Source organism: Pseudomonas sp. FP2335 (assembly GCF_030687535.1).
Taxonomy (GTDB): Bacteria; Pseudomonadota; Gammaproteobacteria; order Pseudomonadales; family Pseudomonadaceae; genus Aquipseudomonas.
The window spans coordinates 5,036,233-5,051,910 of record NZ_CP117437.1 but is presented as its reverse complement, the minus strand read 5'-3'; the positions used below and the strand labels follow the sequence as shown (position 1 = coordinate 5,051,910).

At 62.3% G+C, this 15,678-nt stretch carries 14 protein-coding genes and 1 pseudogene; 10 read left to right on the top strand and 5 right to left on the bottom strand.

Annotation, left to right across the window (positions count from 1 at the left end):
- Positions 1–37 precede the first annotated feature (37 nt).
- Complete coding sequence (locus PSH81_RS22725) at positions 38–1,555, top strand: CoA-acylating methylmalonate-semialdehyde dehydrogenase (RefSeq protein ID WP_226457246.1); 1,518 nt, start codon at positions 38–40, stop codon at positions 1,553–1,555.
- Positions 1,556–1,570: 15 nt separating this feature from the next.
- Positions 1,571–2,458, top strand: a complete 888-nt coding sequence (mmsB, locus tag PSH81_RS22720; RefSeq protein WP_192300626.1) for a 3-hydroxyisobutyrate dehydrogenase — start codon at positions 1,571–1,573, stop codon at positions 2,456–2,458.
- 62 nt (positions 2,459–2,520) lie between these two features.
- Here mmsB and PSH81_RS22715 read toward each other — a convergent pair whose 3' ends face one another.
- The 3 genes from PSH81_RS22715 to PSH81_RS22705 all read right to left on the bottom strand — a co-directional run bounded on the left by PSH81_RS22715 (position 2,521) and on the right by PSH81_RS22705 (position 5,488).
- Positions 2,521–2,865, bottom strand: coding sequence for a cupin domain-containing protein (locus tag PSH81_RS22715; protein ID WP_192300625.1), 345 nt, complete (start codon positions 2,863–2,865; stop codon positions 2,521–2,523).
- A gap of 222 nt (positions 2,866–3,087) precedes the next feature.
- On the bottom strand, positions 3,088–4,488 hold the full coding sequence (locus tag PSH81_RS22710; protein WP_305391519.1) for an amino acid permease: 1,401 nt from the start codon (positions 4,486–4,488) through the stop codon (positions 3,088–3,090).
- Between the two features lie 109 nt (positions 4,489–4,597).
- On the bottom strand, positions 4,598–5,488 hold the full coding sequence (locus PSH81_RS22705; RefSeq protein ID WP_226457249.1) for a LysR substrate-binding domain-containing protein: 891 nt from the start codon (positions 5,486–5,488) through the stop codon (positions 4,598–4,600).
- A 121-nt stretch (positions 5,489–5,609) separates the two neighbouring features.
- On the opposite strand from PSH81_RS22705, the gene PSH81_RS22700 reads away from it, so the two are divergent.
- The 4 genes from PSH81_RS22700 to PSH81_RS22685 all read left to right on the top strand — a co-directional run bounded on the left by PSH81_RS22700 (position 5,610) and on the right by PSH81_RS22685 (position 9,651).
- A complete protein-coding gene (locus tag PSH81_RS22700) occupies positions 5,610–6,374 on the top strand; it encodes a sulfite exporter TauE/SafE family protein (RefSeq protein ID WP_226457250.1) in 765 nt (254 codons plus the stop codon).
- A gap of 116 nt (positions 6,375–6,490) precedes the next feature.
- Positions 6,491–7,081: an NAD(P)H-dependent oxidoreductase gene (locus tag PSH81_RS22695; protein WP_305391518.1), complete on the top strand. Its 591-nt coding sequence runs from the start codon at positions 6,491–6,493 to the stop codon at positions 7,079–7,081.
- Positions 7,082–7,111: 30 nt separating this feature from the next.
- Entirely contained in the window at positions 7,112–8,008 is an 897-nt protein-coding gene (locus tag PSH81_RS22690) for a LysR family transcriptional regulator (RefSeq protein WP_305391517.1), read from the top strand.
- A gap of 197 nt (positions 8,009–8,205) precedes the next feature.
- Positions 8,206–9,651: a SulP family inorganic anion transporter gene (locus PSH81_RS22685; protein ID WP_305391516.1), complete on the top strand. Its 1,446-nt coding sequence runs from the start codon at positions 8,206–8,208 to the stop codon at positions 9,649–9,651.
- Between the two features lie 39 nt (positions 9,652–9,690).
- Here the strand turns inward: PSH81_RS22685 and PSH81_RS22680 are convergent, their stop codons facing one another.
- On the bottom strand, positions 9,691–10,071 hold the full coding sequence (locus tag PSH81_RS22680; RefSeq protein ID WP_192300618.1) for a lysozyme inhibitor LprI family protein: 381 nt from the start codon (positions 10,069–10,071) through the stop codon (positions 9,691–9,693).
- A 194-nt stretch (positions 10,072–10,265) separates the two neighbouring features.
- On the opposite strand from PSH81_RS22680, the gene PSH81_RS22675 reads away from it, so the two are divergent.
- Genes PSH81_RS22675 through PSH81_RS22660 form a run of 4 tightly spaced genes read left to right on the top strand, consistent with a single transcriptional unit; the run spans position 10,266 to position 14,406 of the window.
- A complete protein-coding gene (locus tag PSH81_RS22675) occupies positions 10,266–11,669 on the top strand; it encodes a gluconate:H+ symporter (RefSeq protein WP_192300617.1) in 1,404 nt (467 codons plus the stop codon).
- A 12-nt stretch (positions 11,670–11,681) separates the two neighbouring features.
- Entirely contained in the window at positions 11,682–12,542 is an 861-nt protein-coding gene (locus tag PSH81_RS22670; protein WP_192300616.1) for a MurR/RpiR family transcriptional regulator, read from the top strand.
- A 1-nt stretch (position 12,543) separates the two neighbouring features.
- The gene (locus tag PSH81_RS22665; protein ID WP_226457253.1) at positions 12,544–14,007 is read left to right on the top strand and encodes an amidohydrolase family protein; all 1,464 of its coding nucleotides are present in this window, start codon (positions 12,544–12,546) and stop codon (positions 14,005–14,007) included.
- Between the two features lie 30 nt (positions 14,008–14,037).
- A complete protein-coding gene (locus PSH81_RS22660; protein ID WP_192300614.1) occupies positions 14,038–14,406 on the top strand; it encodes a glyoxalase superfamily protein in 369 nt (122 codons plus the stop codon).
- 638 nt (positions 14,407–15,044) lie between these two features.
- On the opposite strand, the pseudogene PSH81_RS27630 reads toward PSH81_RS22660, so the two are convergent.
- A pseudogene (locus PSH81_RS27630) lies at positions 15,045–15,641 on the bottom strand (methyl-accepting chemotaxis protein); the annotation flags it as partial.
- Between the last annotated feature and the right edge of the window lie 37 nt (positions 15,642–15,678).

Below are 15,678 nucleotides of genomic sequence, written 5' to 3'. Positions count from 1 at the left end.
CGCCTTGTCTCTGCATAACTACAAGATTGGAGACCCCATGAACGCTTCTGCCGATATCTCCGTACAACAGGTCAAATTGCTGATCAATGGTGAATGGGTCGAGTCCAAGACCACCCACTGGCAAGACATCGTCAACCCGGCCACCCAGCAAGTGCTGGCCAAAGTCCCGTTCGCCACGGCCGATGAAGTCAATGCCGCCATCGACGCCGCCCACCGCGCCTTCCAGACCTGGAAGCTGACGCCGATCGGCGCGCGCATGCGCATCATGCTCAAGCTGCAAGCCTTGATCCGCGAACATTCCAAGCGCATCGCCGTGGTCCTCAGCGCCGAGCAGGGCAAGACCATTGCCGATGCCGAAGGCGATATTTTCCGCGGCCTGGAAGTGGTGGAACACGCCTGTTCCATCGGCACCCTGCAGATGGGCGAATTCGCCGAGAACGTCGCCGGTGGCGTCGACACCTACACCCTGCGTCAACCGATCGGCGTGTGCGCCGGCATCACCCCGTTCAACTTCCCGGCGATGATTCCGCTGTGGATGTTCCCGATGGCGATTGCCTGCGGTAACACATTCGTCCTCAAACCGTCCGAGCAGGACCCGCTGTCGACGATGCTGCTGGTAGAACTGGCGCTGGAAGCCGGTGTGCCGGCGGGCGTGCTCAACGTGGTGCACGGCGGCAAGGACGTGGTGGATGCGCTGTGCACCCACAAAGACATCAAGGCCGTGTCCTTCGTCGGCTCGACCGCAGTCGGCACCCATGTGTACGACTTGGCGGGCAAGCACGGCAAACGCGTGCAGTCGATGATGGGCGCCAAGAACCACGCCGTGGTGCTGCCGGATGCCAACCGCGAGCACACCCTCAACGCCCTGGTCGGTGCCGGTTTCGGCGCAGCAGGCCAGCGCTGCATGGCCACCTCGGTGGTGGTGCTGGTGGGGGCGTCCAAGCAGTGGCTGCCGGACCTCAAGGCGCTGGCGCAGCAACTCAAGGTCAACGCCGGCAGTGAAGCCGGCACCGACGTCGGCCCGGTGATTTCCAAGCGTGCCAAGGCGCGCATCCTGGAGCTGATCGAAAGCGGTGTGAAGGAAGGCGCCAAGCTGGAGCTGGACGGCCGCGACATCCAGGTGCCGGGCTACGAGCAAGGCAACTTTGTCGGCCCGACCCTGTTCTCCGGCGTGACCACCGACATGCAGATCTACACCCAGGAAATCTTCGGCCCGGTGCTGGTGGTGATCGAAGTTGCGACCCTCGATGAGGCCATCGCACTGGTCAACGCCAACCCGTTCGGCAATGGCACAGGCCTGTTCACTCAAAGTGGAGCGGCGGCGCGTAAGTTCCAGAGCGAAATCGATGTAGGCCAGGTCGGTATCAACATTCCGATCCCGGTGCCGGTGCCGTTCTTCAGCTTCACCGGTTCCCGTGGCTCCAAACTTGGCGACCTCGGCCCGTACGGCAAGCAAGTGGTGCAGTTCTACACCCAGACCAAGACCGTCACCAGCCGCTGGTTCGACGACGACACGGTCAACGATGGCGTCAACACCACCATCAACCTGCGCTGATTCCGGGAGACGAGCATGAAGATTGCATTTATCGGCCTGGGCAACATGGGCGCGCCCATGGCCCGCAACCTGATCAAGGCCGGCCACGCGCTGAACCTGTTCGACTTGAACCAGACGGTCCTCAAGGAGCTGGCCGCGCTGGGCGGCACTATCAGCGCCTCACCGCGTGACGCGGCCAACGGCGCCGAACTGGTGATCACCATGCTGCCGGCCGCGGCCCATGTGCGCAGCGTCTGGCTGAATGAAGACGGCGTACTCGCCGGCATCGGCAAAGGCGTACCGGCGGTGGATTGCAGCACCATCGACCCGCAAACCGCGCGTGACGTAGCCGCGGCTGCCGCCAAGCAAGGCGTGGTGATGGCGGATGCACCGGTGTCCGGCGGCACCGGCGGCGCCCAGGCCGGGACGTTGACCTTTATGGTCGGCGCCACCGCAGAACTGTTCGCCACCCTGCAACCGGTGCTGGCGCAGATGGGCCGCAACATCGTGCACTGCGGCGACGTGGGTACCGGGCAAATCGCCAAGATCTGCAACAACCTGCTGCTGGGCATCAGCATGGTCGGCGTCAGCGAAGCCATGGCGCTGGGGGATGCGCTGGGCATCGATACCCAGGTGCTGGCGGGAATCATCAACAGCTCGACCGGGCGCTGCTGGAGTTCCGATACCTACAACCCGTGGCCGGGGGTGATCGAAACGGCGCCGTCGTCCCGTGGCTATACCGGCGGGTTTGGTGCCGACCTGATGCTCAAGGATCTGGGGCTGGCGACTGAAGCGGCACGCCAGGCGCACCAACCTGTGATCCTCGGCGCGGTGGCGCAGCAGTTGTACCAATCGATGAGTCAGCGTGGGGAGGGGGGCAAGGACTTTTCGGCAATCATCAACAGCTACCGCAAACCCGAATAAGGTCGACCTGTCGTGAGCGGGGCAAGCCCGCTCACGACAGCGGTTTTGGCTTCAGCAGCAGGTCAGGCGAACACGAAGTACTTACGCACGGTCTCGACCACTTCCCAGGTGCCTTTCATCCCCGGTTCCACCACAAAGATGTCCCCGGCACGCAAGTGAATCGGCTCTAGGCCGTCTGGGGTGATGATGCAGTAGCCTTCCTGGAAGTGGCAGTATTCCCACTTCACGTAGTCCACATACCACTTGCCCGGTGTGCAGATCCAGGTGCCCATGATCTTGCTGCCGTCTTCGCTGGTATAGGCGTTGAGGTTGACGGTGTGCGGGTCGCCTTCGAGCTTTTCCCATTTGCACGCGTCCAGGACCGGCAGGGGGTGAGTGTCGCGCAGTACGGTGATGGGCTTGGACATGATGTCTCCGAGGCAGGGAATTCAAAGATGAACCCTACGGCCTCGGGCGTTGCGCCAGTGGTCTGAACTCGACATCGGGATGCCCAGAAGCGCAGCAGAGTCCGATTCCTCTGACACGCTTCTGTTTACTGTGGGAGCGGGCTTGCTCGCGAATGCGGTGGGCCAGTCAACTCAGCCGTAACTGGCCGACTGCATTCGCGAGCAAGCCCGCTCCCACACGGATTACTGCGCCACAGCGACTTTCGTGTTTTTCATCCGCAAGCGATAGGCAATGTAGATCACCCCCACCCACACCGGCATTGCAAACACCGAATTGCGAATCCCCGGGATCGCCAGCATCACGCTGATGATCACCACCATGAATGCCAGGCACAGGTAGTTGGTGTACGGGAACCAGAAGGTCTTGAACGATGGGGTCACGCCTTGCTCGCCCATGGCCCTGCGGAACTTGATGTGGGTGAGGCTGATCAGCGCCCAGTTGATCATCAGCGAGGCAACCACCAGTGCAAACAGCAGCTCCAGCGCGCTGTGCGGTGCCACGTAGTTGACCACCACGCAGAGCATCGTCACCAACGCCGAGACCGCCAGGGCGCGTAGCGGCACGCCTTGCTTGTTCAGCTTCATCAGCGCTTTTGGCGCATCGCCTTGCTCGGCCAGGCCGAACAGCATGCGGCTGTTGCAGTACACGCCGCTGTTGTAGACCGACAACGCTGCGGTCAGCACCACGAAGTTGAGGATGTGTGCCGCGGTGTCATTACCGATCAACGAGAAGATCTGCACAAACGGGCTGCCACTGTAGGCATCGCCCGACGCGCCGAGGGTTTGCAACAGTTGGTCCCACGGGTACAGCGACAGCAGCACGGTCAGGGCGCCGACGTAGAAAATCAGGATGCGGTACACCACCTGGTTGATCGCCTTGGGGATCACCTTGCGCGGCTCGCTGGCTTCGGCGGCGGTGATGCCCACCAGCTCCAGGCCACCGAACGAGAACATGATGAACGCCATCGACATCAACAGCCCCATGCCGCCATTCGGGAAGAACCCGCCGTGGTCCCACAGGTTGCTGATGGACGCTTGCGGGCCGCCAAGGCCGCTGAACAGCAGGTAGCAGCCGAGCAGGATCATGCCGATGATCGCCACCACCTTGATGATCGCAAACCAGAACTCGGCCTCACCGAAGAACTTCACGTTCAGGGTATTGATCAGGTTCACGGCCGCAAAGAACACCAGCGCGCTGACCCAGGTCGGAACCTCTGGCCACCAGAACTGGATGTACTTGCCCACCGCCGTCAGTTCGGCCATGCCGACCAGTACGTAGAGCACCCAGTAGTTCCAGCCCGCCAGAAAGCCCGCGTAGCCGCCCCAGTATTTGTGGGCGAAGTGGCTGAAGGAACCGGCCACCGGCTCTTCGACGATCATTTCGCCAAGCTGGCGCATCATCAGGAATGCGATGAAACCGGCGATCGCGTAACCCAGGATCATCGACGGCCCCGCTGACTTGAGCACGCCCGCCGAACCGAGGAACAGCCCCGTACCAATCGCCCCTCCCAAGGCGATCAGCTGAATATGCCGGTTCTTCAGGCCCCGCTTGAGGCCCACCGGGTTAACCATGTCATCCGCCATTCACGTTACCTTCTACTTTTTTCGCGAGGTGGTGCACATCGCACCTGCCCTTGGAACTGCTGAGGGGGCAGATATTACTCTGCGTGACCGCCGAGCGTTATCAACGCGGTCAAAAAATGTGTGAGGGGTTCAGGGCGTCGAACAAGGCTTTGGCGTAACCGGGTAGCTGTTCAAATGAGCGCGCGCTGAGCAGCAGCTGTCGGCAGGCCCATTCTTCGCGCAAGGGTTGAGCCTTGAAGCGGCGCTCCTTCGGCCAACGCTCCAGGGCCGCCTGGGGCACGATGGCGAGCCCGGCGCCGCCTGCGACCATGCGGATAACCCCATCAAAACCTTCCGCGCGGATCCGCGTTTGCAGGCGGAACCCGGCGTGCAACGCCTGTTCTTCCAGATACACCGCCAGCGCGCTGTTGGCGGCGAGGCCCACGTAGTCGTGTTGCAGGCTATCGATGAAGCTGACGTTCCGGCTGGCGAGCGGATGATCCAGCGGCATGATCAACACCAGCGGGTCGTCGCGAAACGCCAGGGTCTGTAAGCCGTGGGTGTCCACTGCGTCGGAAATGATCCCGAGGTCGGCCGTACCCTGGCGCAATGCCTGGGTGATGCGCAGGCTGGGCAATTCCTGAAGGTCGATGTCGAGGTTGGGGTGCTCACGCAGAAAGTCCGCCAGCAGTTCCGGCAGGTATTCGCTGAGGGCGGTGGTGTTGCACAGCAGGCGCACCTGGCCTTTGACGCCGTTGGCGTATTCCGCCAGGTCCTGTTGCAGGTGTTCGGCCTGTTGCAGCAACAGGCGCGCGTGACGGGCCAGAGCCTTGCCGGCGGGCGTGGGGGTGACGCCACGGCGGCCGCGTTCGAGGAACTCGATGCCCAGTGACGCTTCCATCGCCCGGATGCGTGCACTGGCAGCGGCCAGGGATAAATGGCTGCGGGCGGCGCCGGCGGTGATATTGCCGGTGTCGAGGATGTGCAGGTAGAGGCGCAGGTCGATCAGGTCAAAGTGCATGGCGGGGGTTCTCGAGTGACTGGGCTGGCCCGCGAAAGCGTCATCAGCCTCACGCAAAACAAGAGGCTGCCTCAGTATATGGCGAATTTCCAACCCCGCCTCAACCCGCCACAATCCGGCCATGACTACTGTCCTCACGTTCTACCAAGACATCGGCCCCGCCCTGACCCTGCTGGTATTCGGCACCTTCCTGCTGGCCGGCGCCGTCAAGGGCGTGATCGGCCTGGGCCTGCCCACGGTCGCCATGGGCCTGCTCGGCCTGGCTATGCTCCCGGCGCAGGCTGCGGCGTTGCTGATCATTCCATCGACCGTTACCAACCTCTGGCAATTGGCATTCGGCGGCCACCTGCGTGCGCTGCTCAAACGCCTGTGGCCGCTGTTGCTGCTGATCTTCCTCGGCACCGGGCTCGGCACGCTGTGGCTGGGCATGGACGGCGGCGGCTGGGTGGTGCACGCCTTGGGCGGCGCGCTGCTGGTGTATGCGTTGAGCGGATTGTGCCTGCCTACATTGAAGGTCAAGCCTGAAACCGAACGCTGGCTTGGCCCGGTGTGTGGCCTGGTCACCGGTATCATCACCTCGGCCACCGGCGTCTTCGTGATTCCGGCGGTGCCGTACCTGCAAGCCCTGGGCTTGAGCCGCGACCAACTGGTGCAGGCGCTGGGGCTGTCGTTCAGCGTATCAACCCTGGCGTTGGCCGCCGGCCTGGCCTGGCGCGGCAGCCTCGGCGGTGGCGAGATCAATGCCTCGCTGCTGGCGCTGGTGCCCGCGCTGCTGGGTATGGGGTTGGGCCAAGTGGTGCGTCAGCGCATCAGCGCGGTGCTGTTCAAGCGCGTGTTTCTTATCGGTATGGCACTGTTGGGCGGCCATCTGCTGATCAACGGTTAACAATCGCCAGGTATTCGTGCATTGCAGTCAAATGTATTTTGCCGCGCCACCGCTTATTCCGAGGGGCTGAGGTCGATAGTCTGCGTCCAGACATTTCAACTTCTGGAGACCCTCCCATGAAAAAAGTACTCCTGCTCAACGGCGGCAAAAAGTTCGCCCACTCCGATGGCCGCTACAACAACACCCTGCATGACGCCGCCGTGGCCGTGCTGGACCGTGGCGGTATCGACGTCAAGGTCACCCATATCGATGAAGGCTACGATGTGGCCGAAGAAGTCGCGAAATTCCTCTGGGCCGACGTAATCATCTACCAGATGCCCGGCTGGTGGATGGGCGCACCGTGGATCGTCAAGAAATACATCGACGAGGTCTTCACCGAAGGCCACGGCAGCCTGTACGCCAGCGATGGCCGCACCCGCTCCGACGCGTCGCAGAAATACGGCAGCGGCGGCCTGATCCAGGGCAAGCAATACATGCTGTCGCTGACCTGGAACGCACCGCAGCAAGCCTTCGACGACCCGAGCGACTTTTTCGAAGCCAAGGGCGTGGACGCGGTCTACTTCCCGTTCCACAAGGCCAACCAATTCCTTGGCATGACCGGCCTGCCGACCTTCCTCTGCGTGGACGTGATGAAACGCCCGGCCATCGACGCCGACGTGGCGCGCTACGAGCAGCATCTGGCGCAGGTGTTCAAGCTCTCGGTGTAAGCTGCGGCTAACCCATTACGAGGACAGCCAGTGAAAGCCCGATCCGACGAGCTACAAATCTTCGTCAGCGTGATTGAGTGCGGCTCGATTTCCGCCGCGGCGGAGCAGGTCGGGCAGACGCCGTCGGCGGTCAGCCGCACCTTGTCGCGCCTGGAGGCCAAGCTCGACACCACGCTGATCAACCGCACCACGCGACGCATGGACCTGACCGAAGAGGGCAAGTACTTCTTCGAGCAGGCCAAGCTGATCCTGGCGCAGATGGATGAGCTGGAAGAACGCCTGTCGTCGCGCCAGAAGCACCCGGCCGGGCGCCTGCGTATCAATGCGGCCGTGCCGTTCATGCTGCACGGGATCGTGCCGTACATCGCCGAATTTCGCCGCCTGTACCCGCAGATCCAGCTGGAGCTGAACAGCGATGACTTGATCATCGACCTGCTGGAGCAAAGCACCGACATCGCGATCCGCATCGGTACGCTGGCCGACTCCACCCTGCATGCCCGCGCCTTGGGCTGCACGCCACTGCATATCCTCGCCAGCCCTGCCTATATCGAGCAGTTCGGCACGCCGACCACGGTAGCTGAGCTGGCCGACCACACCTTGCTTGGCTTCACCCAGACTGAAACCCTCAACCACTGGCCACTGCGCCATGTGGAAGGCGACCGCTGGCTGATCCAGCCGGGCATTGCCGCGTCCAGCGGTGAAACCCTGCGCCAGCTGGCGCTGGAAGGGCAGGGCATTTGCTGCCTGTCGAACTTCATGACTAGCGCCGACATCGACGCCGGGCGCCTGGTGCCGGTGCTGGAGGCGTTCAACAGCGGCTATCGCCAGCCGATTCATGCGGTGTTCTATCGCAACTCGCAGTTGGCGCTGCGCATCCAGTGTTTCCTCGACTTTATCCAGGCCAAGCTGGCGCGGTATGCCTGCTAGCGGTTGGCTTGGGACCGCGGTGCGGCCTTTCGCGGGCAAGCCCGCTCCCACACTTGACGGCATTCCAAGGTTCAAACGCGGTCAAGTGTGGGAGCTGGCTTGCCTGCGAAAGGCCCGACACGGTCCGCCAGACTAGCCCCACCCCCCGGCAATTGCGTACCATCGCCCGCCTTATTCCCGCCTTACCCTGGTACTTCATGAACCTCACCCGTCTGCGCGCCGATGCCCTGGCCGGCCTCACCACGTCTTTCGCGCTGCTGCCCGAATGCATCGCCTTTGCCTTGGTAGCCCATCTCAACCCGCTGATGGGGCTCTACGGCGCCTTTATCATCTGCACGCTCACGGCGCTGTTCGGCGGTCGTCCCGGCATGGTCTCGGGTGCGGCAGGGTCGATGGCGGTGGTGATCGTCGCACTGGTGGTGCAACACGGTGTGGAGTACCTGCTGGCCACGGTGCTGCTGGGCGGGTTGATCATGATCGCCTTTGGCCTGTTGCGCCTGGGCAAGCTGGTGCGCATGGTGCCGCACCCGGTGATGCTGGGGTTCGTCAACGGCCTGGCGATCATCATTGCATTGGCGCAACTGGAGCATTTCAAGAGCGGTGAACACTGGCTCAACGGCACGCCGCTGTACGTGATGATCGGCCTGGTGCTGGTGACCATGGCCATCGTCTACCTGCTGCCGCGCATCACCCGCGCAGTGCCGCCGGCGCTGGTGGCGATCCTCGGCGTGGGCCTGGCGGTGTACCTGCTCGGCCTGCCGACCCGCACCCTGGGCGATATGGCCCACATCGCCGGCGGCCTGCCGACGTTTGCGCTGCCGCAGATCCCCTGGACCCAGGAAACCCTTGGCATCATCGCGCCGTACGCGTTCCTGATGGCCATGGTCGGCCTGCTGGAAACCCTGCTCACCCTTAACCTCACCGACGAAATCACCGAGACCCGTGGCTACCCCGATCGCGAAAGCGTGGCTCTGGGCGCGGCGAATATGGTCTCGGGCGTGTTTGGCGGCATGGGGGGTTGCGCGATGATCGGGCAAACCGTGATCAACCTCAGTTCCGGCGGGCGCGGGCGTTTTTCCGGAGTGTTTGCCGGGGTGATGATCCTGTTGTTTATCCTGTTCCTGTCGCCGTTTATCGAGCGCATTCCGCTGGCGGCGCTGGTCGGGGTGATGTTCGTGGTGTCCCAGCAGACCTTCGCCTGGGCGTCCTTGCGGGTGATCAACAAGGTGCCGCTCAACGATGTGCTGGTGATCCTGGCAGTGACGGTGATCACCGTGTTCACCGACCTGGCCACCGCCGTGCTGTGCGGGATCGTGATTGCGGCGCTGAACTTCGCCTGGCAACAGGCCCGCGAGTTGTACGCCGATACGCATCTGGAGGCCGATGGCAGCAAGCTCTATCGGGTGCACGGCACCTTGTTCTTCGCCTCGACCACGCCGTTCTTGAACCAGTTCGACCCGGCGGGCGACCCCGCGCAGGTGACGCTGGATTGCCGGCACCTGAGCTTTGTCGATTATTCAGCGATTGCCGCGCTGATGACCTTGCGCGAGCGGTATGCCAAGGCCGGCAAGCACCTGCGGGTGCTGCATTTGTCGGAGCGCTGCAAGAAGCTGCTCAAGCGCGCCAAGGTGCATCACGACTGAGGGTGGAACCTTGTGGCGAGGGAGCTTATTCCTACAGGGTCATGGTCCGACCAGGTTTTCCAGTTCCTGGGCGCGGGTCTGGGTCATGTCCAGTACGCAGCCGGAGCCGTTGACCTGATCGATGCTGCCTCCGGTGGCTGAGCCGGCGAAGGCGCAATTGGCATCGCGGTATTTTATCCACAGGCGCTGCACGTCTTGCAGTTGCTGTTTGCGTGCGCCTTCCTGGGCGGCGAGGGCGGTCTTGTAGGCCGCGTTCAGGCGCTTGTCCTGCACCTTGGTTTCCTTGGCGTTGCAATTGACCATGTCGGCGGTGGTGTTGGCGCCGTCCATGCATTTTTGCAACGCCGCGTTTTCGGCAGCCGAGGCCGCGCCGCACAGGACGAGGAGCAGGGCGCCGGTGGCTAGGGATGTACGAGTCATGGTCGTGTTTCCTGAGCGTGAGTGATTGCGCATTGTAGGACTCGACGACGACGCTTGAGTTTCCGACATCCTCTGATCTTCATGTAAGAACACCCCCCGAATTTTCATCCACAGCTGTCGGGCATATCCCCAGGCGACAGTGCTTGTCTGTGGGCGAAAATTACTTTCATAAAAATTGAAAACACTCATCGGTAATGATTTATGACTTTCACAACCTATTCGACGTGACCCTTTCCGAGGAGTACCGCATGGCCGCATTACCGGGCTTGGGGCTATTGGCATACGCTGCCATCGCCATCATCGCTTTGATCGTGCTGATTGCACGCTACCGACTCAACCCGTTTATCGTCATCACCCTGGTGTCAATCGGCCTGGCGCTGCTGGCCGGGATGCCGGCGGACACCATCATGGGTTCGTATGAAGCGGGCGTCGGCAAGACCCTGGGGCATATCGCCCTGGTCGTGGCGCTGGGCACCATGCTCGGCAAGATGATGGCCGAGTCCGGCGGCGCCGAGCAGGTGGCGCGTACCCTGATCAATCGGTTCGGCGAGCGCAACGCGCATTGGGCGATGGTCTGCATCGCGTTCCTGGTAGGGCTGCCGCTGTTTTTCGAGGTCGGTTTTGTGTTGCTGGTGCCGATCGCCTTTACCGTGGCGCGACGCGTGGGCGTGTCGATCCTGATGGTCGGTTTGCCGATGGTCGCCGGTTTGTCGGTGGTGCATGCCTTGGTGCCACCGCACCCGGCGGCGATGATGGCGGTGCTGGCGTATAACGCGTCGGTGGGGCAGACCGTGCTGTATGCGATTTTGATCGGTATTCCCACGGCGATCATCGCCGGCCCCGTGTACGCCAAATTCATCGTGCCGCGCATTCACCTGCCGGCGCAAAACCCGCTGGAACGCCAGTTCATCGACCGCGAGCCGCGTACCCGCCTGCCCAGTTTTGCGCTGACCATGGGCACGATCCTGTTGCCGGTGGTGTTGATGATGATCGGTGGTTGGGCCAACGTGATCTCGACGCCGGGCAGCGGTTTCAACCAGTTCCTGCTGTTTATCGGCAACTCGGTGATTGCGCTGCTGCTGGCGACCTTGGTGAGTTTCTGGACCTTGGGCATCGCCCAGGGGTTTAACCGCGAGTCGATCCTCAAGTTCACCAACGAATGCCTGGCGCCGACGGCGAGCATCACCTTGCTGGTGGGCGCGGGCGGCGGCTTGAACCGCATCCTGGTGGATGCGGGCGTGACCAATGAAATCCTGGGGCTGGCCCACGCGTTTCAGCTGTCGCCGCTGGTGATGGGCTGGCTGTTCGCGGCGTTGATGCGCATCGCCACCGGCTCGGCGACGGTCGCCATGACTACCGCTTCCGGCGTGGTGGCGCCGGTGGCCATGGGCCTGGGTTATCCACACCCGGAATTGCTGGTGTTGGCCACTGGTGCGGGTTCGGTGATCTTTTCCCACGTCAATGACGGCGGCTTCTGGCTGATCAAGGAATACTTCAATATGACGGTAATCCAGACCTTCAAGACCTGGACCGTGCTGGAGACCTTGATTTCAGTGGTCGCCTTCGGTCTCACCTATGGTCTGTCCTGCCTTCTGTAACCCGGAGATTCCATGGACATCCTCTACCAGATCCGTGCCCGCCAGGATTCCTTCAGCGCCGGTGAAGGGCGTATCGCCAGGCTGCTGCTCGACGACGTGGGGTTTGCCGCGTCGGCCAGCCTGGAAGCGTTGTCCCAGCGGGCCGAGGTCAGCACGGCCACACTGTCGCGGTTTGCGCGCAGCGTGGGCTGTCGCGATTTGCGTGACCTGCGCCTGCAATTGGCCCAGGCCAGTGGGGTGGGCAGCCGTTTTCTGGACCCGGCGGGCAAGCCTGAGCAGTCGGCGTTTCATCGGCAGATTCTTGGCGACATCGAGGCGACCTTGCGCCAGCACTTGTCGGGGTTCAACCAGGCAGGGTTTGCCGATGCGGTCAGCCTGCTGGGCAAGGCACGGATGGTCCACGCGTTTGGCATGGGCGGCCCGTCGAGCCTGTGCAGCGACGAATTGCAGGTGCGCCTGGTGCGCCTGGGCTATCCGATTGCCGCCTGCCATGACCCGGTGATGATGCGGGTCACGGCGGCAACCCTGGGCTCGGATCACGCGTTGATTGTGTGTTCCTTGACCGGCCGCACGCCTGAGCTGCTGGACGTGGTGGCACTGGCGCGCAATTACGATGCACGCGTCATCGCCATCACCTTGGCCGACTCACCCTTGGCGCAGTTGGCGGATGTCCTGCTGCCGCTGCAACCGGCCGAGACCAGTTTTATCTATAAACCGACGGCGGCGCGCTACGGCATGCTGCTGGCCATCGACCTGCTCGCCACCGAGCTGGCACTGGCCCAGCCGGACGACAACCGCGAGCGCCTGCGCCGCATCAAGCTGGCCCTCGACGAATACCGCGGCGGCCCCGACAGCCTGCCGCTTGGAGACTGATATGAAGTACGACACGCTGATTCGCCAGGCGCTGATCATCGATGGCAGCAACACCCCCGGGTACATCGCCGATGTGGGACTGTGGGAGGGGCGCATCGCGGCGATCGGTGATTTGTCGCAGGCAACGGCCACGGATCAGATCGACGCCACGGGGCGCGTGCTGGCGCCGGGGTTTATCGACGTGCACACCCACGACGACACCATGGTGATCCGCCAGCCGCAGATGCTGCCCAAGCTGAGCCAGGGGGTGACCACGGTAATTGTCGGCAACTGTGGCATCAGCGCCTCGCCAGTGAGTTTGCGCAGTGACCCACCGGACCCGATGAATTTGCTGGGCACGCGTGAGGCGTTCACTTATCCACGGTTTGCCGATTACCGTGCGGCCGTGGAAAGTGCCCATCCAGCGGTCAACGTCGCGGCGTTGATCGGCCACACGGCGTTGCGCAGCAACCATATGGACGATCTGTATCGCACCGCCACGCCGGACGAAATCACCGCCATGCGCGAGCAATTGCAAGACAGCCTCGCGGCCGGCGCCCTCGGCTTATCCACAGGCCTGGCCTACGCCAGTGCGTTTAGCGCCGAGACCGATGAAGTGCTGCAACTGAGTGAAGAACTGACGGCGTTCGGCGCGGTGTACACCACCCATTTGCGCAGTGAATTCGAGCCGGTACTGGAGGCCATGGACGAGGCGTTCCTGATCGGCCGGCACGCCAAGGTTCCGGTGATCATTTCTCACCTCAAATGTGCCGGAGCGGGTAATTGGGGGCGCAGTCCGCAGCTGTTGGCCGCGCTGGAGTCGGCGGCGAAAACCCACCCGGTGGGCTGTGATTGTTACCCCTATGCGGCGAGTTCTTCGACCCTGGATCTGAAGCAAGTCACCGACGCGTTTCGTATCACCATCACGTGGTCGACGCCGCACCCCGAGTTGGGCGGGCGTGATTTGCAGGACATCGCCGCCGAGTGGGACGTTTCGCTGATGGATGCTGCACGTCGCCTGCAACCGGCGGGGGCGGTGTACTACGGGATGGACGAGGCGGATGTGCGCCGCATCCTCGCGCATCCATTGTCCATGGTGGGCTCGGATGGGTTGCCGGAAGACCCGTTCCCCCACCCACGGTTGTGGGGCGCGTTTGCGCGGGTGCTCGGGCATTTCAGCCGGGATGTGGGGCTGTTCCCGCTGCACACGGCGGTGCACAAGATGACTGGCTTGTCGGCGGCGCGGTTTGGCTTGGCCGAGCGTGGCGAAATTCGCCAAGGGCACTGGGCCGACCTGGTGCTGTTCGACCCGTTGCGCGTGCGTGATGTGGCCGATTTCAAGGACCCGCAACGGGCGGCGCAGGGCATTGACGGGGTGTGGGTCAACGGCGTGTTGAGTTACTGCGAGGGGCAGGCGAATGGCCAACACGCCGGCCGGTTCCTGGCGCGCAATGGCGATTTGCGTTGTGGTTTTTCGTCTTTATAGTGGGGGCTTTTCATACACGGAGCGGTTGCCATGCACTTAGGAAAAGTCATCCCCATTTTGCGGATTTTCGACGAGGCCAAGGCGTTGGAGTTCTACGTCGAGTTCCTGGGGTTCAAGGTGGATTGGCAGCATCGTTTCGAGGCGAATTTTCCGCTGTATCTGCAAGTGTCACTGGGGGAATGTGTGTTGCACCTGACCGAGCATCATGGTGACGCCTCGCCGGGCGCAGCGGTGCGAATTCAGGCACAAGGCGTGGACGCCTATCAGCAGCAGTTGCAGGGCAAGGACTATCGCTATGCCAAGCCTGAGGTTGAGCCAACACCGTGGGGCTCGCGGGAGATGAGCATCAAGGACCCGTTTGGGAATCGGGTGGTGTTTGTTGAGGAAGGTGAGGGCTGAGGGGAAATCGCAGGCAATAAAAAACCGCCTTAGTAGGGCGGTTTTTTTGCAACCCCCGTTAGTGACCGGGGCTGCGGCTTCACTGGAAGCGCTGACCTGCAACGCGGATAGTAATGCCGGTTTTTGTATCACGCAAGGTTTGACGGTGGTCGGCAATATTTTTGCTAGTTGTCATATTTTTTTGTAAGCCTGACCGAAAAAAATTGCAATAAATCAGCTGCTTTTTATTGAGGGATTGTTGTGACCTGCCACACCTTTTACCAAAATGTTGGTTAGTATCACCTCCGTTCCAAGTATGTCGTTTTGTAGGTGGCTGGGTGTGCGCGCGGAATTATGGACCGCCCGCCACGGGCTAGTAATCCGTGCCGGATTCATGCGGGAGGAACCAAAGCCCGGCTGCCTCATTGGAAGCGCTGACCTGCTTCCGAAGGCTCACGTGTTCCGGTAAGTGCGCTGGAGGTAAGGCCCAACTCACGGAGGGCCGAGTATGTCTAAGTTCGCACGACGTACGTGGAACCTCGTAGTGAACTGCCTGCGTGCTTATCACGTCTGGAAGTTCCTGCGGGACAGCTTCGATGACCGTTAAGGTCTGAGAAGTGGAGCCGCCTCGGTTCAGGCCGAGGCGGCTTTTTGGTTTCCTACACCCGGAAATGGCTGACCATCTGCTGCAACTGGCTACCCAAACGCGCCAATTCAACACTCGATTTCGCCGTCTCGTCACTCGCCGTAGCCGTCTGTTCCGAGACATCACGCACGTTCACGATACTGCGGCTGATCTCTTCTGCCACGGCACTCTGCTGCTCGGCGGCGGCGGCAATCTGTTGGTTCATCGACTGGATGTTCGACACCGTGCGGGTGATGTTTTCCAGGGACACACCGGCCTTGCGCGTCAGCTCGACGCTGCTGTCGGTGAGGCTGCGGCTGTTGTTCATCACATTGGCCACTTGCTGGGTGCCGTTCTGCAAACCGGCGACCAGGCCTTCGATTTCCTCGGTGGATTTCTGTGTGCGCTGGGCCAGGCCCCGCACTTCATCGGCGACCACGGCAAACCCACGACCGGCTTCACCGGCACGCGCGGCTTCAATCGCGGCGTTGAGTGCCAGCAGGTTGGTCTGCTCGGCCACGGCCTTGATCACGTCCATCACGCTGCCGATCTTGTTGCTCTCTTGTTGCAGGTGCGCCATGGCGTCTGTGGAACGTGCCACTTCGGCGGCCAGGCGCTCGATCTGGGCGATCGCTTCACCCACCACCTTGTCGCCTTCGCGGGCTTGG